This window comes from Achromobacter ruhlandii (assembly GCF_002082135.1).
In the GTDB taxonomy this organism is placed as follows: Bacteria; Pseudomonadota; Gammaproteobacteria; order Burkholderiales; family Burkholderiaceae_B; genus Achromobacter; species Achromobacter ruhlandii.
The window spans coordinates 3382626-3403793 of record NZ_CP017433.1; the positions used below are offsets into that span (position 1 = coordinate 3382626).

General features: G+C 70.8%; 21 protein-coding genes and 1 pseudogene. 4 read left to right on the top strand and 18 right to left on the bottom strand.

The genetic code is table 11. The annotated features are described in order from the left end of the window. Window positions 1-11: 11 nt before the first annotated feature. The 4 genes from AruCF_RS15205 to AruCF_RS15220 are packed head-to-tail and all read right to left on the bottom strand — an operon-like array spanning window position 12 to window position 3667. Window positions 12-1202, bottom strand: coding sequence for an ABC transporter substrate-binding protein (locus tag AruCF_RS15205; RefSeq protein WP_049074005.1), 1191 nt, complete (start codon window positions 1200-1202; stop codon window positions 12-14). Continuing rightward, entirely contained in the window at window positions 1192-2004 is an 813-nt protein-coding gene (locus AruCF_RS15210) for an ABC transporter ATP-binding protein (RefSeq protein WP_049074007.1), read from the bottom strand. Before AruCF_RS15210 ends, AruCF_RS15205 begins: the two co-directional genes overlap by 11 nt. After that, window positions 2001-3113, bottom strand: a complete 1113-nt coding sequence (locus tag AruCF_RS15215; protein WP_049074008.1) for an acyl-CoA dehydrogenase family protein — start codon at window positions 3111-3113, stop codon at window positions 2001-2003. Before AruCF_RS15215 ends, AruCF_RS15210 begins: the two co-directional genes overlap by 4 nt. After that, window positions 3110-3667, bottom strand: coding sequence for a carboxymuconolactone decarboxylase family protein (locus tag AruCF_RS15220; RefSeq protein WP_049074010.1), 558 nt, complete (start codon window positions 3665-3667; stop codon window positions 3110-3112). The genes AruCF_RS15215 and AruCF_RS15220 overlap by 4 nt, the downstream gene beginning before the upstream one ends. A gap of 211 nt (window positions 3668-3878) precedes the next feature. On the opposite strand from AruCF_RS15220, the gene AruCF_RS15225 reads away from it, so the two are divergent. Beyond that, window positions 3879-4802 carry an AraC family transcriptional regulator gene (locus AruCF_RS15225; protein ID WP_049074012.1) on the top strand — a complete coding sequence of 308 codons (924 nt, stop codon included), beginning with the start codon at window positions 3879-3881 and terminating at the stop codon, window positions 4800-4802. Between the two features lie 92 nt (window positions 4803-4894). Here the strand turns inward: AruCF_RS15225 and AruCF_RS15230 are convergent, their stop codons facing one another. From AruCF_RS15230 to AruCF_RS15240, 3 genes are read right to left on the bottom strand one after another with little or no spacing between them, the layout of a single operon-like run. Further along, window positions 4895-5713 carry an alpha/beta fold hydrolase gene (locus AruCF_RS15230; protein ID WP_235432661.1) on the bottom strand — a complete coding sequence of 273 codons (819 nt, stop codon included), beginning with the start codon at window positions 5711-5713 and terminating at the stop codon, window positions 4895-4897. Window positions 5714-5718: 5 nt separating this feature from the next. Continuing rightward, entirely contained in the window at window positions 5719-7014 is a 1296-nt protein-coding gene (locus tag AruCF_RS15235; RefSeq protein ID WP_049074013.1) for an O-acetylhomoserine aminocarboxypropyltransferase/cysteine synthase family protein, read from the bottom strand. Window positions 7015-7053: 39 nt separating this feature from the next. Then, a complete protein-coding gene (locus tag AruCF_RS15240) occupies window positions 7054-8193 on the bottom strand; it encodes an aminotransferase class V-fold PLP-dependent enzyme (RefSeq protein ID WP_049074014.1) in 1140 nt (379 codons plus the stop codon). Between the two features lie 169 nt (window positions 8194-8362). Between AruCF_RS15240 and AruCF_RS15245 the strand changes: the two genes are divergently transcribed. The 3 genes and pseudogenes from AruCF_RS15245 (at window position 8363) to AruCF_RS29945 (ending at window position 11657) form a co-directional block, all read left to right on the top strand. Continuing rightward, window positions 8363-9403, top strand: a complete 1041-nt coding sequence (locus AruCF_RS15245; RefSeq protein WP_049074016.1) for an amino acid ABC transporter substrate-binding protein — start codon at window positions 8363-8365, stop codon at window positions 9401-9403. 318 nt (window positions 9404-9721) lie between these two features. After that, window positions 9722-10525, top strand: a pseudogene (locus AruCF_RS29940) (ABC transporter permease subunit); the annotation flags it as partial. A 529-nt stretch (window positions 10526-11054) separates the two neighbouring features. Next, complete coding sequence (locus AruCF_RS29945; RefSeq protein ID WP_254431132.1) at window positions 11055-11657, top strand: amino acid ABC transporter permease; 603 nt, start codon at window positions 11055-11057, stop codon at window positions 11655-11657. 38 nt (window positions 11658-11695) lie between these two features. On the opposite strand, the gene ubiT is transcribed toward AruCF_RS29945, so the two are convergent. From ubiT to narJ, 11 genes are all read right to left on the bottom strand, one after another. Further along, complete coding sequence (gene ubiT / locus AruCF_RS15255; RefSeq protein WP_049074020.1) at window positions 11696-12130, bottom strand: ubiquinone anaerobic biosynthesis accessory factor UbiT; 435 nt, start codon at window positions 12128-12130, stop codon at window positions 11696-11698. Then, the gene (locus AruCF_RS15260) at window positions 12127-13017 is read right to left on the bottom strand and encodes a U32 family peptidase (RefSeq protein ID WP_049074022.1); all 891 of its coding nucleotides are present in this window, start codon (window positions 13015-13017) and stop codon (window positions 12127-12129) included. Before AruCF_RS15260 ends, ubiT begins: the two co-directional genes overlap by 4 nt. Further along, window positions 13014-14030, bottom strand: coding sequence for a ubiquinone anaerobic biosynthesis protein UbiU (gene ubiU / locus AruCF_RS15265; protein WP_049074024.1), 1017 nt, complete (start codon window positions 14028-14030; stop codon window positions 13014-13016). Before ubiU ends, AruCF_RS15260 begins: the two co-directional genes overlap by 4 nt. 82 nt (window positions 14031-14112) lie before the next feature. Continuing rightward, the gene (locus tag AruCF_RS15270) at window positions 14113-14784 is read right to left on the bottom strand and encodes a response regulator (RefSeq protein WP_049074026.1); all 672 of its coding nucleotides are present in this window, start codon (window positions 14782-14784) and stop codon (window positions 14113-14115) included. A 12-nt stretch (window positions 14785-14796) separates the two neighbouring features. Continuing rightward, complete coding sequence (locus AruCF_RS15275; protein WP_049074028.1) at window positions 14797-16734, bottom strand: type IV pili methyl-accepting chemotaxis transducer N-terminal domain-containing protein; 1938 nt, start codon at window positions 16732-16734, stop codon at window positions 14797-14799. 97 nt (window positions 16735-16831) lie between these two features. Then, a complete protein-coding gene (gene mobB / locus AruCF_RS15280; protein ID WP_049074029.1) occupies window positions 16832-17329 on the bottom strand; it encodes a molybdopterin-guanine dinucleotide biosynthesis protein B in 498 nt (165 codons plus the stop codon). Next, window positions 17326-17985 (bottom strand): carbonic anhydrase, encoded by a 660-nt coding sequence (locus AruCF_RS15285; protein ID WP_049074031.1) that lies wholly within the window; start codon window positions 17983-17985, stop codon window positions 17326-17328. Before AruCF_RS15285 ends, mobB begins: the two co-directional genes overlap by 4 nt. A 3-nt stretch (window positions 17986-17988) precedes the next feature. Beyond that, a complete protein-coding gene (gene moaA, locus AruCF_RS15290) occupies window positions 17989-19035 on the bottom strand; it encodes a GTP 3',8-cyclase MoaA (RefSeq protein ID WP_235432662.1) in 1047 nt (348 codons plus the stop codon). Then, entirely contained in the window at window positions 19032-19790 is a 759-nt protein-coding gene (locus tag AruCF_RS15295) for a peptidylprolyl isomerase (RefSeq protein ID WP_049074033.1), read from the bottom strand. Before AruCF_RS15295 ends, moaA begins: the two co-directional genes overlap by 4 nt. A gap of 15 nt (window positions 19791-19805) precedes the next feature. Next, window positions 19806-20489 carry a respiratory nitrate reductase subunit gamma gene (narI, locus tag AruCF_RS15300; protein WP_049074034.1) on the bottom strand — a complete coding sequence of 228 codons (684 nt, stop codon included), beginning with the start codon at window positions 20487-20489 and terminating at the stop codon, window positions 19806-19808. Between the two features lie 17 nt (window positions 20490-20506). After that, window positions 20507-21154, bottom strand: a complete 648-nt coding sequence (gene narJ / locus AruCF_RS15305) for a nitrate reductase molybdenum cofactor assembly chaperone (protein WP_049074036.1) — start codon at window positions 21152-21154, stop codon at window positions 20507-20509. Window positions 21155-21168: the final 14 nt, after the last annotated feature.

Sequence of the window (21168 nt, forward strand, 5' to 3'; positions counted from 1 at the left end):
CTCGCGCGCCGTCACGCCCGCACCATCTCGGCCCGGCTGTACGAATCGGGAAAGCCGAAGCGCCCCAACCCGCCGGCGGCCTCGATGGCGCGCTTGACGTAGCGGTCGTCGACCAGTTCGGCGGCCGCGCGCGCCGGATCCAGGTTGGCCAGGAAGCCGCGGTCGGCCTCGATCAGCGTATCGCGCAGGCGCCGCACCAGTTCCTCGGTGTAGCTGGGGAACGGATACGGCTGGAAGTCGATGCGGCGTTCGTCCCAGTCGGCATGGCGGATCGCGCCGCTGGCCAGGTATTGCTCGCGGTCGGACGGCGGCGGCGCCAGCACCTTGCTCAAGGCCGGCAAGCCGTGCGGGGTATAGCGGTTGATGCCTTCCTTGGACAGCAGCCTGGCGGTCTCTTCGCGGTTATCGCGGATCCATAGCTGCGCCTGGACGATGGCGTCGACCACCTTCTGCGACCACTCGGGCCGCTGCTGCAGGTCGCGCTCGTGCATGAACACCACGCAGCAGGCGTGGTTGCGCCAGATGTCGCCGGTAAAGCGCAGCACCTTGCCCACGCCCAGCGTTTCGGCCACGGCGTTGAAAGGCTCGGCCACGATGTAGCCGGCAATGCGGTTCTGCGCCAGCGCCGGCGGCATGTCGGCCGGCGCCATCACCACCAGGTTGACCTCGTTGGCGGCCGGCGCGCCGTCCTTGCGCGACACCGGCGCCAGGCCGTTTTCGCGCAGCAGGTACTGCAGCATCACGTTGTGGATCGAATACCAGAACGGGATCGCCACGGTCTTGCCGCCCAGTTCCTTGACGTCGTTGATGGCCGGCGCCACCGTCAGGCCCGAGCCGCCCACGTGGTTCCAGGCCACCACCTTGGCGGGCACCTGGCTGCCGAAGCGCGCCCACACCGTCATGGGCGACAGCAGGTGCACCACGTTGACCTGTCCTGAAATGAATGCCTCGATCACCTGGGCCCAGCTGCGCAGCAGCGTCGGCTTCTCGGCCTTGACGCCGGCCTTGTCGAACAGGCCGTTGTTGTGCGCCACCAGCAATGGCGCCGCGTCGGTGATCGGCAGATAGCCGATGCGCACCGGCGCGTCCGGCTCGCTCTGCGCCCGCGCGTTGAAGGCCGACAGCAGCGGCGCGGCGCCGCCCACCGTCAGCAGGGCCGACAGTTTCAACCAGTCGCGACGCGACATGTGTTCAAGGCACATCGATAGACTCCTTGGCCGCTTGGCCGCGAGCGACCCGCAGCGCATCGCGCAGGCGGGTCAGGATTTCCAGGCGCAACGCGCCCATTTCAGGCAACAGGTCGGCGCGCGGCTGCGGCAGGTCCACCGCCCACACGCCCAGGATGCCGCCGGGCGCGCCGCCCAGCAGCACGATGCGGTCGGCCAGCAGCAGCGCTTCGTCGATATCGTGGGTGATGAGGACGGCGGCGGTATGGAAGTCGGCCACCACCTTGCGCAGCAGCGCCTGCATCTCGCCGCGCGTGACTTCATCGAGCGCGCCGAACGGCTCGTCCAGCAGCAGCACCGCCGGCTGCCGCGCCAGGCAACGCGCCAGCGCGGTGCGCTGCGCCATCCCGCCGGACAACTGCGCCGGCCGCAGGTGCCGCGCGTGCGACAGGCCGACTTCGTCGATCGCCTGGTCGATGCGCAGGCGTCGCTCGGCCGCGTCCAGCGCGGGCTGGTGCGCGAAGTCCAGGCCGAACGCGACATTGCGTTCCAGCGACAACCACGGCAGCAGGCTCGGATCCTGGAATGCCACCGCCACGCGCGGATGCACGCCGGTCAACGGCGCGCCTTCCATCAGCAGCGTGCCGGCGCTGGCCGGCTGCAACCCCGCCAGCACCCGCAACAGGCTGGACTTGCCGGCGCCGCTGGCGCCCAGCACCGCCACCACCTCGCCGCGGTCCAGCGCCAGGTCAACGTCCCGGAACACCTCTTGCGGCGCGCCGGCGTAGCGCAGCGCCAGGCCACGGGCCTGCAACACGGGGCGCGGCGGCGCGCTCATGCGGCGCCCTCGGCGGCCAGCCGCGCGCGGCGCCTGGCCAGCTCGGTCTTGAGCTGCACCAGGCTGGGGGTGACGATGGGCAGGAAGGCCGCCTCGCGCCAGCGGCGCGCAAAGCCGTCGCCGGCCGGTTTCAGGTAGGCCGCGCCGCCGCTGGCCTGCAATTCCAGCTGCACCGCCTGGCTGGCGATCTCGGCCAGCGCGATGCGGCTTTCGAACAGCAGCCAGGGTTCGGCCACGAAACGTTCGCTGCGCACGCCGTCGACCAGGCGCGCGGTCGCCTCGTCGAGCTGGCGCGCCAGCGCCTGCAAGGGTTCGCCGAGGATGCCGCGCGACGCCTGGCCCTGACCCGCCTCGCCGGCGGCGCGCAAGGCGCGCCGCGCCAGGCCGATGGACAGGCCGCATTGCAGCCCGGCAAAGGCCGGCCGTGCCCGCGGCAGGTACTGGCGCGCATCGGGATGGATCAGCCATTGCGGATCGATGCGCACGCCGCGCACCTCCAGCGCCGCGGTGTTGCTGGACTGCAGCGCCAACAGATCCAGGTCGGCGCTGCGCGTCAGGCCCGCGATGTCATGCGGCAAGGCCACCACGGCCGGCGTGCCGTCGGGGGCCGAGACGGCCGCGGCCACCAGGAAGCCCTGCTTGCGCAGGTTGGTGACCCACGGCATGCGGCCATCCAGCACCCAGTGCGCGCCCTCCTGGCGCGCCTCGATCTGCAGCGACTCGATGCCGCTGAGGAACTTCATGGCGTTCGACAGCGCGGTGGCGCCGGCCACCTCGCCCGCCAGCAAGGGCGCCAGCCAGGCCTGCGACAAGGCGGCATTGGGGCTGCGCAGCAGGTACTCGATGAAAACCCGCTGGCCCCAGGCCACGAAGGCCGCGGCCACGGAATGCTCGGCCACCTGCGACACGGCCTCGATGGCGTCGCCGATGTCGGTGCCCGGCGTGCCGCCCTGCGCGGCTGGCACGCCCAGGCGGAATACACCCGCCGCGGCCAATTGCGGCAGGACCTCGGCGGCGTCGTGGCTGCCGTCATCCAGCGCGCCGGCGTGGGTGTCGAGCCAGGCGGTCAGTCCGGGCGACAGTCGCGGATCCGGCTGCCGCGCCGTCATTGCGCGCCGCTCCAGGCGTAGGCGCCGAGCTGTTCGTTCAGCGGCGTCTGCGCCAGGTTGTTGCCGAAATTGCAGATCGTCGCCAGTCCCACGCCGACGATCACCTCCAGCGCGTTGCCGTCGCTGTAGCCGGCCGCGCGCAGCGCCTGTAGTTCGGCATCACTAACGCGGCCACGGGTGCGGATCACGGCTTCGGTGAAGGCGGCCAGCGCCTGCAGGCGCTCGTCTGGCAGCGTGCCCTGGGCGCGCAGCGCGTCGACCACCTCGGGCGACAGCTTGGCCTTGTTGCGCGCCAGCGCCGTGTGGCCGGCGACGCAGAAGGTGCAGCCATGGCGGGTGCCGGCCACCAGTTGGACCACCTCGCGCTCCTGCAGCGTCAGCCCTGCGCGGGCGTTGATCTGCGACAGCGTCTGGTAGGCCTCCAGCGCCACCGGCGCATTGGCCAGCACGCCCAGCAGGTTGGACAGGTAGCCGGCGCCTTGCTCGGCGGTGGCCAGGGCGGCGCGGGTGGGTTCGGGCGCGCTCTGCGCGGTATGGACGGGCAAACGGGCCATGAAGGTCTCCGGAATGGGATCAACGAAAACTCGATTGTGCGGGCGCCCCGCCCCGCGCGACAATGCACGCGGATCGCAAGCTGATGCTCGATCTTATCGACTTTCAGCTATGCGCTTATAACCAGCCTGGCGCCCCGCGTATGATCGCGCCAAACTGATCCGGTCATGCCGCCATACCAGAGCGGCCGCCCCACGCCTTGCCGACTTCGCCATGCCGCCCTCGCCCGCCCCGAACGCCGATCAAGCCGCCGTCGACGCCCTGCTGTTGTCGAGCCTGGAGGTCCAGTCCAGCTTGTATCACCTGGGCCAGTACTGCGGCAATTGGTCGGCCAGCACCAGCGGCCGAGCCCGCGCCAGCTTCCACCTGATCCTGCACGGCCGCTGCCGCGTCGACCTGGGAGCGGGCCAGGCGCCGCTGACCCTGGCGGCGGGCGACGGCGTGTTTTTCCTGCGCGACCTGCCGCACACGCTGACGCCGCTGGACGCGGCCGACGCGGCGGCGCCCGCGTGCCGCGAGATGCAGCCGCTGCTGCCGCGCCAGCCCGACGGCACCGGCCTGGCCTGCGGCTTCTTCCAATTCCGCCCGGGCCTGGCCGACCTGCTGGCCGATACGCTGCCCGACCTGCTGGTGCTGCGCGCCGACGATGCCCGCTACGCCAGCGCGCGTGGCGTGTTCGACCTGATCCTGGGCGAAACCCTGCGTGAAGGCGGCGCCTCGACCGTGGTGCTGGAACGGCTCACCGACATGCTGGTGTTCTTCATGCTGCGCCACCTGGCGATCCACGACCGCCAGGCCCACGGCCTGTTCGTGCTGGCGCGCGACCCGGCGATGGCGAGTCTGCTGCAGGCGATCCTGGCGCGGCCGGCGGAGCGCTGGAGCATGGACGACATGGCGCGCCACGTGCACATGTCCAAGGCCACCTTCCACCGCCGCTTCACGCTGCAAAGCGGCACCACGCCGGCGCAACTGCTGCAACTGCTGCGCATGCGCGTGGCGCGGCGCCTGCTGGCGCAGGGCGTGGCCATCGTGGACGCCGCCGAACGGGTCGGCTATCGCTCGCAGGCGGCCTTCAGCCGCGTGTTCCAGCGCACCGAGGGCGTGACTCCCTCGGCCTGGCGTCGCGGCGGCGCCTGAACTGAACGCCGGTCCCGGCCGCGGCCCGCGGAGGCGCGGCGCACCCTACGCACTCGCTATCGGGCGCGCCGTGGCCCCCACTTGCCCGCGCGTCAGGACAGGCCCAGCAGCAGGTCGGCCAGCACCTGCGGGTGCGTGATGTGGGCTTCGTGCGGGGCGGCGATGTCGACCCAGTTCCAGCCCGGCTGCGACTTCACCAGCTGGCGCGACTGCTCCAGCACCGGCAGCTCGGGCTGGGTGCAATGGATGTAGGTGCGCGGCCGGCCATTGCCGATGGGATGCTTGAGCGTCAACGGCGTGGTGTAGCTGGCCAGCGGGTGCGGCGTCAGGCGGCGCTTGACCCAGGCCTCGTCGGCGCTGCCCGGCTTGAAGCCCCAGGCCGCCGGCAGCGGGTCGGGAATGGGCACGGCCAGGCCGTTGGTGGCCTTGGAGGCGGCCGCGATGCGCGCGTCGGCGTCGGCCTTGGGGTACACCGAGAACGCATCCTGGCCGCTTTGCAGCACGATGGAGTCGAAGTACACCAGGTGCGCCAGCCGCTCCGGAATGCGGTCGGCCACGCCCGAGATCGGGATGCCGCCGAAGCTGTGGCCCACCAGGATCACGTCGTTCAGTTCTTCGCTCTGAATCACCTGCACCAGGTCCTGGACGAAGGTGTCGATGGTGATGCCCTTGTGCAGCAGGTGGGCGCGGTCGCCCATGCCGGTGAAGCTGGGCGCGTGGACGCGATGGCCGGCGGCGCGCAGCCGCTCGGCCACCGGCCGCCAGCACCAGCCGCCATGCCAGGAGCCGTGGGCCAGCACGTAGGTCTTGGCGCGGCCGGCGGCCGGCTGGGCCGCGATGGACGGCGCCGCCGCCAGGGCGGGCAGCCCGGCGGCCAGTTGCAACAGGGTCCTGCGGGAAATCATGCTCATGCCCCTCACACCTTTGCCAGCGCCTGGTCCAGGTCGGCCAGCAGATCGTCGATGTGCTCGATGCCGATCGACAGGCGCACGGTTTCCTCGCGCACGCCCGCCTTCTGCAGCTCTTCGGGATTGAGCTGGCGATGGGTGGTGGACGCCGGGTGCGTGGCCAGCGACTTGGCGTCGCCGATGTTGACCAGGCGTGTGAACAACTGCAGCGCGTCCTGGAAGCGCGCGCCGGCTTCGCGGCCGCCCTTCACGCCGAAGGTGAACAGGCCGGGCGCCTTGCCGCCCAGGTACTTGCGCACCAGGGCGTGATCCGGGTGGTCCGGCAGGCCGGCGTAGTTGACCCACTCGACCTTGGGATGCTCGCGCAGGTAGCCGGCCACCTTGACCGCGTTCTCGACGATGCGGTCCACGCGCAGCGCCAGCGTCTCGATGCCCTGCAGGATCTGGAACGCATTGAACGGCGAGATCGCCGCGCCGGTGTTGCGCAGCGGCACCACGCGGGCGCGGCCGATGTAGGCAGCCGGGCCGAAGGCTTCGGTGTAGACCACGCCGTGGTAGCTGACATCGGGTTCGTTCAGGCGCTTGAAGCGGGCCATGTGCTCGGCCCAGGGGAACTTGCCCGAGTCGATGATGGCGCCGCCCAGGCTGGTGCCGTGGCCGCCCAGGTACTTGGTCAGCGACTGCACCACGATGTCGGCGCCGTGCTCGATCGGACGCAGCAGGTACGGCGACGGCACGGTGTTATCGACGATCAGCGGCAGGCCGTGGCGGTGGGCCAGCTCGGCCAGCGCGGCGATGTCGGTGATGTTGCCCAGCGGGTTGCCGACCGATTCGGCGAAGATGGCCTTGGTGCGCTCATCGATCTGCGCCTCGAAGGCCGCCAGGTCGCTGGGGTTGGCGAAGCGCGTGGTGATGCCGTACTGCGGCAGCGTGTGGGCGAACAGGTTGTAGGTGCCGCCGTACAGCGTGCTGGACGAGACGATGTTGTCGCCCGCCTCGGCGATGGTCAGGATCGCGTAGGTCACGGCGGCCTGGCCCGAGGCCAGCGCCAGCGCGGCGATGCCGCCTTCCAGGGCCGCGACGCGCTGCTCCAGCACGTCGGTGGTCGGGTTCATGATGCGAGTGTAGATGTTGCCCGCCACCTTCAGGTCGAACAGGTCGGCGCCATGCTGGGTGTCGTCAAAGGCGTAGGCCACGGTCTGGTAGATCGGCACGGCCACGGCGCGCGTGGTCGGGTCAGGCTTGTAGCCGCCGTGCACGGCGATGGTTTCCAGCCGCCAGTCGGGCTTCTTCGCTTCGGTCATGATGTAGTGCTCCTCGAAAATGCGTTATCGGTGATGGGATCAGGCGGCGAACCCGCGCGCGGCGCGCAGGATGCGGTCGATGTCCCCGTGATTGTTATAGGCGCCCACGGACAGGCGCAGGTAACCATACTCCACAATGCTGGCCACCACGCCCTCGCGGGCCAGGTGCGCCAGCGCCGCGGCGGGATCGGGCACGCGCACGGCGGTGGTGGTGCTGCGCAGCGCCGCGTCGGCCGGCGATACCACCTGCAGGCCCTGGGCGCGCAAACCGTCGCTCAATGCGGCGGATAGCTCCAGCACCCACGGCTCGATGCGCTCGGGCCGCGCCCACTCGATCAGGTCCAGCGCCGCGGCCCAGCCGGCGATGCCGGGATAGTTGAGGTTGCCGGTTTCCAGGCGGCGGGCGTCGCCCGCGTCGGACACGCCCACGCGCCATTGCAGGCCGGCCTTGTCGAGCGTGGTGACTTCCGACGGGCCGACGTACAGCGGATCGAGCGCATCGAGCAGCCGCGGCGACACGTGCAGCAGGCCCACGCCCAGCGGTCCCAGGAAGCCCTTGTGGGCGCCGCTGGCGAACGCGTCCACGCCCCAGGCATCGACCTCGGCGCGCAACAGGCCCGCGCCCTGGATGCCATCGACCACCAGCCAGATGCCGCGCTCGGCGCAGCGTCGGCCCAGTTCGGCGATGTCGGTGCGCAGGCCCGTGCCGTACTGCACCCACGACACCGCGATCAGCCGCGTGCGCGCGTCGACGTGCTGCCACAGGTCATCGACCGTATAGCGGTGCGCGCGCGACGGCGGCACGCGCACCTGCACGCCGCGACGGCGCAGGTTGAGCCAGGGCAAGGCGTTGGTGGGATGTTCCTGGTCGTCGACCACCAGGTTGTCGCCCTCCCGCCAGGAGAGGCCCTGCGCCACGGTATTCAGGCCCTCGGTGGTGTTCTTGGTGAAGGCCAGCCGGCGCGCGTCGCCGCCGATCAGCCGCGCCAGCCGCGCGCGCAGCGCGCCGGCATCGCGCAGCCATTGCGGCTTGTCGCTGCGGGCATGGGTGATGCCGTCGAAGAAGGCGGCCACGCCCTCGGCCACCTTGGGCGCGAGCGGGCTGGTGTAGGCGATGTTGGCGTAGGCCTTGTCGCGAGTGATGGGAAACCATTCCCGGAATTCGTCCTGCCAGCTCATGCGCAACCTTCTTCAATCCTGCAACTTGGTATGGACGGATTCTAGGTATATGACGCGAATTTGGATAAGGCTAAGTTCTCATAACCATATGACGATACAGTCGCTCACAATGGCGATGCGCAGCCCTAGAATTCATGCCTTTCTTGCATACTTCGAATACGGGAACGGCATGCGGTTGATCTCTTTACTCAAGACCGCCGGGGTGGCGGCGGCGCTGGCGCATATGACGATGTCCACGGCCAACGCCGCCACGGCGGGCGCCACGGTCGACGCCATCAAAAAACGCGGCGAACTGGTGTGCGGCGTGAGCCAGGGCTCGGCCGGCCTGTCGATCGCCGACAAGCAGGGCCGCTGGACCGGCCTGGACGCCGACCTGTGCCGCGCGCTGGCCGCGGCGGTGCTGGGCGATCCGGAAAAAACGCGCTTCGTGCCGCTCAGCTCGCAGCAGCGCTTCCCCGCGCTGCAAGGCGGAGAGATCGACGTGCTCAACCGCAACACCACCATCACCTCCGGCCGCGACGCGGGCCTGGGCATCGTCTCGGCCGGCATCGTGTTCTACGACGGCCAGGGCTTCCTGGTGCCGAAGAAGCTGGGCGTGAAAAGCGCCACCGAACTGGATGGCGCGCAGGTCTGCGTGCAGCCCGGCACCGTCAACGAACAGAACCTGGTCGATTACTTCAAGAAGCACAAGCTCAACTATCGGCCGGTGGTGATCGAGAACCTGGTCGAGCTGGAACAGGCCTTCTACGCCGGGCGCTGCGACGTCTACCTGTCGGATGCCTCGACGCTGGCCGCCAGCCGCGCCGCGCGCGCCGCCAATCCGGACGACTTCGTCATCCTGCCCGAACGCATCAACAAGTCGCCGCTCGGGCCCTTCGTGCGCCAGGACGATCCCAACTGGACCGCCATCGTGCGCTGGACCGTCAACGCGCTGGTGGCCGCCGAGGAACTGGGCATCACCTCCAGGAACGTCGACAGCCAGGCGCAAAGCAGCGACGCCCAGGTGCGCCGCCTATTGGGTCTGGACCCCGGCATCGGCAAGAGCTTCGGGCTGGACGAAGGCTGGGCCCGCAACGTGATCAAGGCCGTCGGCAACTATGGCGAAGTGTGGGACCGCAACCTGGGCGCGGCCACGCCGCTCAAGCTCGATCGCGGCCTGAACCGGCAATGGAACCAGGGCGGCCTGCTGTATTCGCCGCCGTTCCAATAAGCCTTCACGCACGCGCTGCCGCCAGGCGGGCCGACGGCTCGCCTGCGCGCTTTTGAGAAGCCGCCGGGCCTTCCGGCGCAGCCCAGGACAGACATGATTGCCCTTCACCCCTCGCCCTGGAACGCCGCGCTGCGGCGCTGGTGGCCAGCCGCCGCCTGGACCCTGGGGCTTGCCGCCCTGGCGGCGGTACTGCTGCTGCACATCGAGGCCACGCAGGCGGCGCGCGGCATCCGCGGCGGCTTCGGCTTCCTGTTCCAGCCGGCGGGCTTCCGCATTTCGGAAAGCCTGCTGCCGGTGACGCCCGACGATCCCTACTGGATGTCGATCGCCGCCGGGCTGGCGAACACGCTGACGGTCGCGCTGGTGGCGGTTCCGCTCGCCACCCTGCTGGGCGTCGGCCTGGGCCTGCTGCGGCTGTCGTCGCAGCCGCTGGCATCGCGCACTGCCGCGCTCGTCATCGCGCCATTGCGCAACACCCCGGTACTGCTGCAATTGTTCGTCTGGTATGGCCTCTTGCTGCGCCTGCCGGACGCGCGCCAGGCGTGGACGCCGCTGCCGTCCGTGCTGCTGTCGAACCGCGGGCTGGCATTGCCGGCGCTGCATGGCTGGCTGCCGTACGCGCTGGCGGCGGCGGGCGCCGTGCTGCTCGGCTGGCGCCTGCGTCATCGCCTCGGCCGCGCCGCGCCCTGGGCCGCGCTGGCGGCGACGGCGCTGGCCTGGGCGTTGTTGCCTGGCGTCACCATCGATCTGCCCGTCAAGCGCGGCCTGGGCCTGCAAGGCGGCTGGCAGCCCAGCATCGAATTCGCCGCCCTGGTGATCGGCCTGGTGGTGTTCCATGCGGCCTACATCGCCGACATCGTGCGCGCCGCCGTGCGGGCGGTGCCGGTCGGCCTGGTGGAAGCCGGCCAGGCCATGGCGCTGACGCCCTGGGGCGTGCTGCGCCACGTTGTCGCGCCCTATGCCGCGCGCGTGGCTCTGCCCCCCTACGCCAACCAGTGCCTGGCGCTGGTCAAGAACAGCACCCTGGCCATCGCCATCGGCTACCAGGAGCTGATGGCCGTGATCAACACCGCCATCACCCAGACCGGGCTGGCGCTGGAAGGCATCACGCTGGCCGTGGCCGTCTACCTGGGCCTGGCCCTGGCGCTGGGCGGCGCGCTGTCGGCCTGGAACGCGCGCCACGCCCGCCACGGCCCCGGCGACAGTCACGGCGCCCGCCTGGGCGAGCGGCCCGCGTTGCGCCTGCTGGCGCGCGAGGGACGCGGCATCAGCGGCTGGCTGGGCGCGGCGCTGACGATCTTGCTGCTGGCCGCCGCCGGCTGGGCGTTGCTCGATTGGGCGCTGCTGCGCGCCGTCTGGAGCGGCAGCCCGGCCACCTGCGCCGCCGCCGCGGGCGCCTGCTGGGCCGCCGTGGGCGAGAACCTGCCGTTGCTGCTGTTCGGCGCCATGGCGCCGGCCGACCGCGCGCAGGCGCTGGTCGCCTGCGCCGCCCTGCTCGCCGGCGTGGCGGTCGCGCTGGGGGTGGGTCGGCTCGCGGCCCGCCCGCGCCTGGCGTGGATCGCGCTGATGGCTCGCCGTCACGGCGGCCGCGCTGGGCGGCTGGCCGTGGGGCGGCAGCGCCATCGGCCCGCTGCGCTGGGGCGGCCTGCTGGTGACGTTGATCCTGGCGATCGCGGCGTTGCTGGCCGCGTTGCCGCTGGCCTTCGGCCTGGCGCTGCTACGGCGCGGCGGCAGCCCGGGCGGGTCGCTCGCCGCCGCGGCGTTGATCGAGGCCGTGCGCGGCGTGCCGCTGGTGACGCAATTGCTGTTCGCATCCTTCGTGCTGCCGCTGCTGCTGGGCGGCGGCGTGTCCAAGTTCGGCATGGCGCTGGCGGCGCTGACGCTGCATACCGCCTGCCTGCTGGCCGAAGTGCTGCGCGGCGCGCTGCAGGCGATTCCGCCGGGCCAGATGATGGCGGCGCGCGCGCTCGGCATGCGCCCGGCAGTGGCCTACTGGACGGTGATCTGGCCGCAGGCCCGCCGCATCGCGGCGCCGGCCGCGCTGGGCGTGTTCGTGGGCGCGGTCAAGGACACCTCGCTGGTCAGCATCATCGGCGTATTCGACGTGCTGGGCGCGGCCAAGGCGGTGGTGGCGGGCACCGACTGGCGACCCTACCATGTCGAGGTCTACCTGGCGGTGGCGCTGCTGTACTTCGGCGCCAGCCTGGCGCTGTCGCGGGTGGCGCGGCGCATGGAAGGACCGGCGGCGTCCTGAGACCCGCGCCCGCGCGCGTGCGGTCTTCGCGGCCACGCCTAGTGGACGCCTGCGCCCAGCCGCCGCAGCCAGGCCGGACGCGGCGCCGCGTCCAGCCAGTTCTTGACGATCAACCCCAGTTCGGTGTCGCCGGAAATGCGCAGCCGCCGCTGGAAGAACAAGGTGTCCGCGTCAGTCTCGCCGCGCATCAGCGCCAGCAGTTCCGCCACGCCCGCGCCCAGCGCCAGCTCGCAGGCCTGGCGATTCCACATCGGTCGAAAGACGCCGCCGCGCACGGTGAAGCGGCTGCACAGGCCCAGGTCCTCGATGGTGATGGCGAAGCTGCGGCCCTCCAGTTCCGGCGGCGGGCTGAGCCAGTTCAAACGCCGCGCCAACTCCAGCCCGGCGACGAAGTGCAGCGAAACCAGCGGCGCGGGCAGTCGCCGCCCCAGGCGCGCGACCAGGCCCGGCACGGCGAATCGGCTGTCGCTCATAGCCCCTCCTGCCAGGCGATCCCCGACTTGCCATGGAAATAGCCATTGCAACGGCCGATGCCGGCCGGCGGCTGCACCGCTTCCAGCGCGCGGCCGCCGCGCGCGGCGTCCAGCGCCGCGATGGCTTCGAGCGTGCCGGCCGACTGCGGGCTGACGCGCAGCACGTCGGCGCCCATGTCGGCCAGGTATGCGGCCTGGTCCAGCAGGTCGAGACAGGCGGCCGACTGCACCTGGATGCCATTGATCGCCAGGAACTCGCGCGATTCACGCGTGCGCATGTCCAGGCCATCGGGATGCTCGATGCAGCGGAAGCCGCACTCGTCCTTTTTCAGCCGGAAGTGGCGCGCGGTGAAGCAGCGCGCCGAGAACGCCAGCGCCATGCGGCCCCACACCATGATCTCGGCCTGCAACCCGGCCGGCCGCTCGGCCAGCAGCCGCGCCAGCGCATTGGCGTGCATTTCCAGCGGCGCGACGAAGCGGGTCGCGCCGCGCGCGGCCAGCCATTCCAGCGTGCCGCCGTGGTAGGCGTTCATGTGCGGACCGGCCACGAACGGCCGGCCGCCCAGGTGGCGCATGGCGCCGGTCTCGCCGGCCTCGACCATGAAATCCTGCTGCTCGCACAGGCGCCGCAGGGCCGAGGCCTCGGCGCCGGTCTCGATCAGGGTGCGGCCGGACAGCACCACTTCCTTGCCGGCGGCCGCGAGGTCGCGCGCCAGGTCGAGCCAGTCGTCGGCGCGCAGTTCATGGCGCCGGCTGCAGACGGTTTCGCCGACGTAGAGGATATCGGCCGGACTGTCGGCCAGTTCCGCGTAGAACGCCAGCGTGCGCTGGCGCGGCCAGTAGTACAGCAGCGGCCCGACCGAGATGCGGAAAGCCTTGGGATTCATTTCCATGGACGTTCGAATGCGCCTTGCGTGACTTGGGAACCCTCGGCATGGCGCGCCAGCATGGCGTTCCATTCGGGACGGGGGGAATAACGGTTGGGATCGCCTTGGGCGCTGTCGAGCGCGGCGCGCAGCGTCGACACCACCTGCGTGACGTAGGCCGGGCTGCGCTGGCGCCCTTCGATCTTGATGGCGGCCACGCCCATCTCGGCCAGTTTGGGCAACAGGCCGATGGCGTTCAGGCTGGTGGGTTCCTCCAGCGCGTGGTCGGCGTGGCCGTCGACCTCGAAGCGGCCCTTGCACAGCGTCGGATAAGCCGCGGCCTCGCCCGGGCCGTAGCGGTCGATCAGGATGCCGTTCAGGCGCGCGTCCAGGCGGCCGTCCTGCTCGACCCAGCGCACCGCGCTGGCGGGCGAACAGACGCCCTTGTTGTTGGGCGAGGCACCGGTGGCGTACGACGACAGCAGGCAGCGCCCTTCGGCCATGACGCACAGGCTGCCGAAGCCGAACACCTCGACCTCGACGCTGACGTTGGCGCAGATGCGGGCGATCTCGGCCAGCGTCAGCACGCGCGGCAGCACCACCCGCTGGATGCCGAACTGTTCCTTCATCAGTTCGATGGCGTCGGTGTGCGTGGCCGAACCCTGCACCGACAGGTGCAGGCGCAGGTCGGGATAGCGGTCGCGGGCGTAGGCCAGCAGGCCGGCGTCGGCCATGATGACCGCGTCCGCGCCCAGCCCATGCGCGGCGTCGACCGCCTCGCGCCATTCCTGGCCGCGGCCCGCCTGCACGAAGGTGTTGATAGCGAACAGCACCTTGCGCTGGCGGCTGTGCGCCAGTTCGACGCCGGCGCGGATGTCGCTTTCGGTGAAATTGAGCCCGGCGAAGTTGCGGGCGTTGGTGGCGTTCTTCAGGCCCAGGTAGACCGTGTCTGCGCCGGCCTCGACCGCCGCCTTCAGCGCGGCCAGGCTGCCGGCCGGGGCCACCAGTTCCAGGGGAGTGGTTCGGATTTGCATGCCGGCCAGTCTAGGGGCCGGCGCGGCCCGTGGCCTTGTCGCAGATCAAACCGCGCGGCCAGCGCGAGCCGGCGCGGCGCCGTCAGACCGGGTCGTCGCCGTGCAGCCCGTGTTCGACGGCGTAGACCGCGACCTGCACGCGGCTGGTCAGGTTGAGCTTCTTCAGCACGTTCTGCACATGGATCTTGACCGTGCTTTCGCTGACGTCGAGTTCGCGCGCGATGACCTTGTTGCTGGCGCCACGCGCCAGGCATTGCACGATCTGGCGTTCGCGCGCCGTCAGGCGATGGCGCTCGGCCTGCCCCGCCGGCGCCTGCGCGGCCAGGCTGGCCTGGCCTCGGAACTGCTCGACCAGCTTGGCCGTCATGCTTTCCGCGATGACCGGCTCGCCGCCGGCGGCGCGGCGGATGGCGGTGGTGAGCGCCTCGGCGTCGATGTTCTTGAGCAGGTAGCCGCGCGCGCCGTCGCGCAGCGCCTGGCCGAGTTCGTCGGCCTCTTCCGAGACCGTCAGGATAATCACCGCACAGGACGGCAGGTCCTGCGTCAGCAGTTGCAGCGTCTCCAGCCCCGACAGGCCCGGCATGTTCAGGTCCAGCAGCACCACGTCGGGCTTGAGCTCCTTGGCGCGCTTGAGGCCCTCGACGCCGTCGCCGGCCTCGGCCACCACCTCGAAATCGGGCTGGCGCTGCAACAGCAGGCGCATCCCCGAGCGGAACAGGGTGTGGTCGTCAACGAGCAGGATACGGATGGGCATGGTCTTGATGGGTCAGGCGGCCTGGCGTTCGGCGTCGGGCAGGGTCAACGCGATGCGCGTGCCGCCGCCGGGCCGGGACTTCATTGTAATCAAGGCATGCATCCGGGCGGCGCGTTCGCGCATGATGTGCAGGCCGATGTGAGCCTCGCCACGCCGCGCCACTTCGTCCGGATCGTAGCCCTGGCCGTTGTCGGCGATCAGCAGGTTAAAGTCGCGGTCGTTGCGCACCACCACGTCGACCCGGTCGGCCTCGGAATGCTTGCGCACGTTGGACAACGCTTCCTGCAGGATGAACAGCACCTGCAATTGCTGCTCCGGGGCCAGCGGCGCGCCCACGCCCTGGCTGAAGGCCAGCTCGGTGCGCACGCCGGTCTGGCGGCGGAAGCGCTCGACCGTGTCCTCGATGGCCGTCTTCAGGTCGCCCTGGCCCAGCTTGTCGCGGAAATTGGTCAACAGTTCGCGCACGTCCTTGTAGCTTTCGTCCACGCCGGTGCGCAGCAGCGGCAGGATTTCCTCGACCTCGGCCTGGTCGCCGCGCTTGACGGCGGCGTCCAGCAGCTGCAATTGCAGGTTGAGGAAGTTCAGGCCTTGCGCCAGGCTATCGTGCAGGCCCTGCGCCACCAGGCCGCGCTCCTGCACCACCGCCAGCTGGCGCGCCTGGGCCCCCAGGCGGCGGTTGTCCAGCGCCACGCCCAGGTGCTGCCCCAGGGTTTCCAGCAACTGCGATTCGGACGCGGCCAGCTTGCGTGGCTGGCGGAAATGCAGGGAATACGAGCCCAGCACCTCGTCGCGCGTGACGATGCGGAACACCGCCACGCTGGCGAACCCGTCGCGCTGACAGTTCAGGTCCGTCTGCGACGGCGTCTGGCGCAGGTCCTGGATCACGATGACCCCGGCCTGGCGGGTGGCCACGCCGCAGTAGCAGTCGTCGACCCGCATGCAGTGCTCGGATTCCACCAGCTCCTCGGACAGCCCCACCGACACCACCAGGTTGAGCTTTTCGTTGTCGGGGTCGAGCGCGCGGATGCTGCCGCCCTCGGCGTCGAACTGCAGCATGACGCGGCGCAGGAACCCCTGGCACATCGCCTCGATGTCGTTGGGCTGGTTCAGGAATGCCGCCATGTCGTACAGCGCGCCGATGTCGCGGTTCTGCGCCGCGAGCTGGGCGGTCTTTTCGCCCACGCGCTGCTCCAGCCCCGCATACAGGCTCTGCAACTCATCGGCCATGCGGTTGAAGCCGCGCGCCAGCACGCCGAATTCGTCCTGGCTCTCGACCGGCAGGCGGGTGCTGAATTCACGCGCGGCCATGCGCTGCAGGCCGTCGCGCAGGCGCAGCACCGGCGCGATGATCCACAGGTACAGCAGGTAGATCATGGCCAGGGTGCCGGCGCTGGCGATGGCCGCCAGCACGCCCTGCGACAGGCGCAGCGAGGTGGTCTTGCCGGCGTTGTCCTGTTCGATCATGCGCACCAGTTCGTCGGCGCGGGCGACGAAATCGGGCAGCGTCCGCAGGTACTCGGCCGCGTCGTCGCGGGCGATGGCGCGCATCGCCGCCGGCCGCATGATGTCGCGCCAGTAGTCGGCCACGCCCGCCCAGTGCCGGCGGATGAGCGGGTCGTTGGGAATGAACAGCGGCCGCGCCGGGTTGCCGCGCGCCAGGCGGGCGATGGTGTCGTCCATCAGCCGCACCTGTTCCTCGGTGCGCGCCTGGCGGCCGGCCTCGGGCCGCATCAGCTCGACCGCCACGCGGTTGGCGCGCATGCGCAGGCTGCCGGTGTCGTTGATGGCCGCGCCCGCCCCTTCCAGCTGCCACGACAGCCACAGCGTCAGGCCGATCATGCCCAGCACCACGATCAACGCGACCAGCGAACTGGCGACGATGCGGGTGGACAGCCGGTGACGCGGCGACGGCAGGCCGTGGGCGTCGAAGGAAGGATCGGGCGGGGTCATGAAAAAAGCTTGCCTGGGAACGGTGCCAGATGCGTCGGCCCATTGCCGCCATGGACGGACGGGGCGCGATGAGCCGCCTCCAGTGTAGTCGTTCCGTTCAGCCCCGCCCCACCGCGCGGACGATGAAATCGGCCACCGCCGCCGGATCGTTCAGCGGCAGGCAGGGCAAGCCGGTATCCAGCGCCGCGTCGGAGACGATGGCCAGGAAACCGCCGTCCTCGGCATGCAGCGGCGGCTTGCCCAGCGCCGGGCGGTAGACCTCGATGCGGGGAATGGCGGCCTGCTTGAAGCCCTCCACCAGCACCAGGTCGGCCGGCGCCAGGCGGGCCACCTGCTCGGCCAGCGACGGCTCGGGCGCGCCGCGCAGCTCGCGCACGATGGCGTAGCGGAACGGCGACGCCACCATCACCTCCTGCGCCCCGGCCTGGCGAAAGCGCGCGCTGTCCTTGCCGGGCGGCTCCACCTCGAAGTCGTGGTGGCTGTGCTTGATGACGCTGACCTTCAGGCCGCGCGCGCCCAGCAGCGGCAGCATGGCCTCGATCAGGGTGGTCTTGCCGCTGCCTGAGCGGCCGGCGATGCCGAAAACGGGGGTCATGCGGGCTCCGTGAACAAGGGACAGACGATGGGCAGGAACGCGTCCGCCCGGGCCGAGTATGCCAGCAAAGCGCCCGCCACCAGGTCGAAGTACCAGCCGTGCAGGGTCAGGTCGCCGGCCTGCAGGCGCCGTTGCACGCACGGCAGCGCCTCCAGGTTGCGCAGCGAGATCAGGATGGACGCCTGCTCGCAGGCGCGCCGGTGCTCCGCCAGCGATGCCGCCGGCATGTCGCTCAACACGCGCTGGCGCGCCGGTTCGGCGATATCCATCCAGCGATTCAGGTAGTCCGGTTCGCCATCGCCGCGCGCCGGCCGCTCCATCAGCGCGCGGATGCCGCCGCACTGGGCATGGCCCAGCACGATGATGCGGCTGACCTTCAACTGCTCAACCGCGAACTGGATGGCGGCCAGCACGCCGTGGTGGCCCTGGTCGCGGTCGGGCGGCGGCACCAGGTTGGCGACGTTGCGCACGGTGAAGATGTCGCCCGGGTCGCAGCCCAACAGCATGGCCGGATCGACCCGCGAATCGCAGCAGCCCACCAGCAGCGTGCTGGGGTGCTGGCCGTCGCGCAGGTTGCGGTACAGCGACGGCGCCGCTTCGTAGTATTGGTGCTGGAAGCGCTGGAAACCGTCCACCAGCCGTTCTAGATCGCGCATGGGTCAGCCTCCGGTCTGCGACATGAAGCGCACGATGCGCTCGGGCCGGGTGGTGAATTCGTGGCGTTCCGGCTTGGCGGCGATGCCGGCGCGGATCGCCCGTTCCAGGTCGGCGTCGCTGGCTCCCTCGCGCAGCAGCCGCCCCAGCGGCACCTGGTCTTCCTGGCCCAGGCACAGGTACAGGGTGCCGTCCACGCCCAGCCGCACGCGGTTGCAGGCGGCGCAGAAATGGCGCGACATGGGGGTGATGACGCCCAGCGCCGGCGCGCCGCTGCCCGTGCCCCAGTAGCGCGCCGGGCCCGCGCCCTGCCCCGCCAGCGCCGGCACCAGGCCGGCGTCGGCCGCCAGCCGCGCGCCCAGCGCGCCCAGGTCGGCATGGGCATAGCGGCGGCCGCAGTCGCCCACCGGCATCGGTTCGATCAGGCGCAGGATGAAGCCCTGCGCCACGGCGTAGTCCAGCAGCCGGCGCACGTCGGCCTCGGGCGTGGCGGCGTGCACCACGCTGTTGAGCTTGATCGGCGCGAAACCGGCGTCGCGCGCGGCGCGCAGGCCGGCCAGCACCGCGTCGAGGCAATCGCGACCGGTGATGCGGCCGAAGGCGGCCGCGTCCAGCGTGTCCAGGCTGATGTTGAGACGGTCCACGCCGGCCGCGCGCAACGCGGCGGCATGCCGAGCCAGTTGGGTGCCGTTGGTCGACAACGACAGGTCGTCCACCCCCGGCAGCGCGGCAATCGCCGCCGCCAGGTCGGCCACGCCGCGGCGCAGCAGCGGTTCGCCGCCCGTCAGCCGCACGCGGCGCACGCCCAGGCCGGCGAACAGGCCCGCCAGTCGCGCCATCTCGTCGTGGCGCAGCCAGTTGGACGGTTCCTCGAAGCCCTTGAAGCCCTTGGGCATGCAATAGCCGCAGCGCAGGTCGCAGCGGTCGGTGACCGAGACTCGCAGGTAGTCGATACGGCGGCCGAAGCCGTCAATCAGCCCTTGCGGCGCGGTCGGCGCCACAGGGGCGACCGAGGCCGCCGGGGCCGCCGCCAGGGCGGGCGCGGGTGTCATGACGGGCTCCCGAACACCCGGTCGTCCTCGGCGCCGCCCAGGTCGATGCCGCGCACGTCGGCGCGCTCCACCAGCAGCCTGGCGTACTGGCGCCAGGCGGTGTCGCGGCTGGCCGCGGCCAGGGCCGAGGCGATCGATTCGCGCACCTGCTCGAACGGCAGCAGGCGTCCTTCGATGCGCCGCGTCACCCGCACGATGTGGAGCCCGTGACGGGTTTCCAGCACCTGCGGCAGCAGGCCGCCGGCCGGCAGGGAGAACACGGCCTTTTCGAATTCGGGCACGGTGTCGCCGCGCCCCAGCTGCCCCAGGTTGCCGCCCACCGCCGCCGACGGGCAGTTCGACTGCCGCCGCGCGACCTCGGCGAAACCGGACGGATCGGCCAGCAGGTCGGCCAGCACCGCGCCGGCGTGGGCCCGCAGCAGGTCCAGGTTCACCCCGGGGGTGACCTGGAACAGGATGTGGTCGGCCTCGATCAGCTCGCCCACGATGAAGCGCTGCGGATTGGCCTGGTAATAGCGCCGGCAGGCCGCCTCGTCGGCCTCGGGCGCCGGCGCGTGGCGTTCCAGCAGGACGCCGATGGCGTCGTCTTCCGAAGCGAGGTCCAATCCCTGCCGCGCCGCCTCGTCCCGCAGCACCCGGCGCAGCACCAGCGCGGTGGTGGCGGCGCGCATCGGGTTGGGCGCGTCCGCGTGCAGCGGCAGCTCTTGTTCCATGTCGGCGTCGGTCAGTTCGACGCCATTGATCGTCACAGGCATGTCGGCCTCCTCGGGTCATCGCGGACGCACCAGTTGCCAGGCGCGGCCCAGGTAGCCGACCGAGGCGAAGCCGCTCCAGACGTGCACCAGGCGCGTGAACGGGAAGATCACGAACAGCGTCAGGCCCATGAACAGGTGCGCCTTGAACAGCGGCGGCACCTCGGCCACGAAGTCGGCGGCGCCACTGCGGAAGGTGACGATGTGCTGCGCCCAGTGCATCAGCCGCACCATCATCTCGCCGTCCATGTGGCCGGCCGACAGCGCGATGGTCGACAGGCCCAGCAGCAGCGTCGCCAGGATCCACGCCAGCAACAGCTTGTCGCCGGGCCGGGTGGCCTTGCGGATGCGCGGGTCGCTCAGGCGGCGGTGGATCAGGATCAAGAGGCCGATCAGGCACAGCCCGCCCATGACGCCGCCGGCCACCATGGCCACCGTCTGCTTGAGCGTGTGCGACACGCCCAGCGTGTCCCACACCACCACCGGGGTCAACAGGCCGACCAGGTGGCCGAAGAACAGCCCCAGGATGCCGACGTGAAAGAGGATGTTGCCCAGCCGCAGCTGGCCGCGATGCAGCAGCTGCGAGCTGTCGGTCTTCCAGGTGTACTGCTCGCGCTCGAAGCGCGCCAGGCTGCCCAGCAGGAACACCGTCAGGGCGATGTAGGGATAGATGCCGAAGAAGAACTGGTTCAGGGAATTCATGATGCGTGTCCTGGAAATTAGCGGGTGACCGGCGCCCGGGGATAGAAGCGCACGGCCTGCGCGCCGTCGCCCGCGAACGGGCGCAGCAGCGGTTCGACGCCGTCGGCGCCGGCGCCGAAGGTCTCCATGGCTTCGTCCATGTCGCGCACCGGCGGCGCGGTCTGCTCGCGCGGCGTGACCCGCGACAGCCCGCGCAGCACGACGAAGACGCTGGCGTACGGGCTCTCGTTGCGCGCCAGGCGCGCGCCGATGGCGGCCAGCACGTGGATGGCGTCGTCCAGCAGGTCCTGCGCCACGGCCGGGTCGATCACGCCCAGGAACTCCAGGAACAGCGGCACGTGGTCCGGCAGTTCCGATACCATCGGTTCGAAGCCGTACTGGCGGTAGGTCTCCAGCAGGTCGACCATGGCCTGGCCACGGTCGCGGCTTTCGCCGTGCACGTGCTCGAACAGGTGCAGCGAATGGGCGCGGTTGCGGTCGAAGGTGGCCACGTAGGTCTCCTGCAGCGCAATCAGGTCCTGGCTGGCGAGGTGGCCGATCAGCGGTTGCAGGGTTTCCTCGGCTTCCGGATAGGCGGCCAGCGCGCCCTCGACCTCGGTCAGGGCGTCCAGCAGTTCCTGTTCGGGGTAGCAGAGCAGCGCGGAAAGCAGGCGATAAAGGCTCATGGTTTTCTCCCGTC

What these genes read in the sequence shown, in the direction of transcription:
- AruCF_RS15285 (WP_049074031.1), bottom strand. Translation starts at nt 17,985, where the DNA reads ATGCGCGATCTAGAACGGCTGGTGGACGGTTTCCAGCGCTTCCAGCAC.
- narJ (WP_049074036.1), bottom strand. Translation starts at nt 21,154, where the DNA reads ATGAGCCTTTATCGCCTGCTTTCCGCGCTGCTCTGCTACCCCGAACAG.
- ubiT (WP_049074020.1), bottom strand. Translation starts at nt 12,130, where the DNA reads ATGAGCGACAGCCGATTCGCCGTGCCGGGCCTGGTCGCGCGCCTGGGG.
- AruCF_RS15275 (WP_049074028.1), bottom strand. Translation starts at nt 16,734, where the DNA reads ATGACCCCGCCCGATCCTTCCTTCGACGCCCACGGCCTGCCGTCGCCG.
- ubiU (WP_049074024.1), bottom strand. Translation starts at nt 14,030, where the DNA reads ATGCAAATCCGAACCACTCCCCTGGAACTGGTGGCCCCGGCCGGCAGC.
- AruCF_RS15205 (WP_049074005.1), bottom strand. Translation starts at nt 1,202, where the DNA reads ATGTGCCTTGAACACATGTCGCGTCGCGACTGGTTGAAACTGTCGGCC.
- AruCF_RS15230 (WP_235432661.1), bottom strand. Translation starts at nt 5,713, where the DNA reads ATGAGCATGATTTCCCGCAGGACCCTGTTGCAACTGGCCGCCGGGCTG.
- moaA (WP_235432662.1), bottom strand. Translation starts at nt 19,035, where the DNA reads ATGACACCCGCGCCCGCCCTGGCGGCGGCCCCGGCGGCCTCGGTCGCC.
- AruCF_RS15225 (WP_049074012.1), top strand. Translation starts at nt 3,879, where the DNA reads ATGCCGCCCTCGCCCGCCCCGAACGCCGATCAAGCCGCCGTCGACGCC.
- AruCF_RS15235 (WP_049074013.1), bottom strand. Translation starts at nt 7,014, where the DNA reads ATGACCGAAGCGAAGAAGCCCGACTGGCGGCTGGAAACCATCGCCGTG.
- AruCF_RS15210 (WP_049074007.1), bottom strand. Translation starts at nt 2,004, where the DNA reads ATGAGCGCGCCGCCGCGCCCCGTGTTGCAGGCCCGTGGCCTGGCGCTG.
- AruCF_RS15240 (WP_049074014.1), bottom strand. Translation starts at nt 8,193, where the DNA reads ATGAGCTGGCAGGACGAATTCCGGGAATGGTTTCCCATCACTCGCGAC.
- mobB (WP_049074029.1), bottom strand. Translation starts at nt 17,329, where the DNA reads ATGACCCCCGTTTTCGGCATCGCCGGCCGCTCAGGCAGCGGCAAGACC.
- AruCF_RS15260 (WP_049074022.1), bottom strand. Translation starts at nt 13,017, where the DNA reads ATGAATCCCAAGGCTTTCCGCATCTCGGTCGGGCCGCTGCTGTACTAC.
- AruCF_RS15295 (WP_049074033.1), bottom strand. Translation starts at nt 19,790, where the DNA reads ATGCCTGTGACGATCAATGGCGTCGAACTGACCGACGCCGACATGGAA.
- narI (WP_049074034.1), bottom strand. Translation starts at nt 20,489, where the DNA reads ATGAATTCCCTGAACCAGTTCTTCTTCGGCATCTATCCCTACATCGCC.
- AruCF_RS15220 (WP_049074010.1), bottom strand. Translation starts at nt 3,667, where the DNA reads ATGGCCCGTTTGCCCGTCCATACCGCGCAGAGCGCGCCCGAACCCACC.
- AruCF_RS15215 (WP_049074008.1), bottom strand. Translation starts at nt 3,113, where the DNA reads ATGACGGCGCGGCAGCCGGATCCGCGACTGTCGCCCGGACTGACCGCC.
- AruCF_RS15245 (WP_049074016.1), top strand. Translation starts at nt 8,363, where the DNA reads ATGCGGTTGATCTCTTTACTCAAGACCGCCGGGGTGGCGGCGGCGCTG.
- AruCF_RS15270 (WP_049074026.1), bottom strand. Translation starts at nt 14,784, where the DNA reads ATGCCCATCCGTATCCTGCTCGTTGACGACCACACCCTGTTCCGCTCG.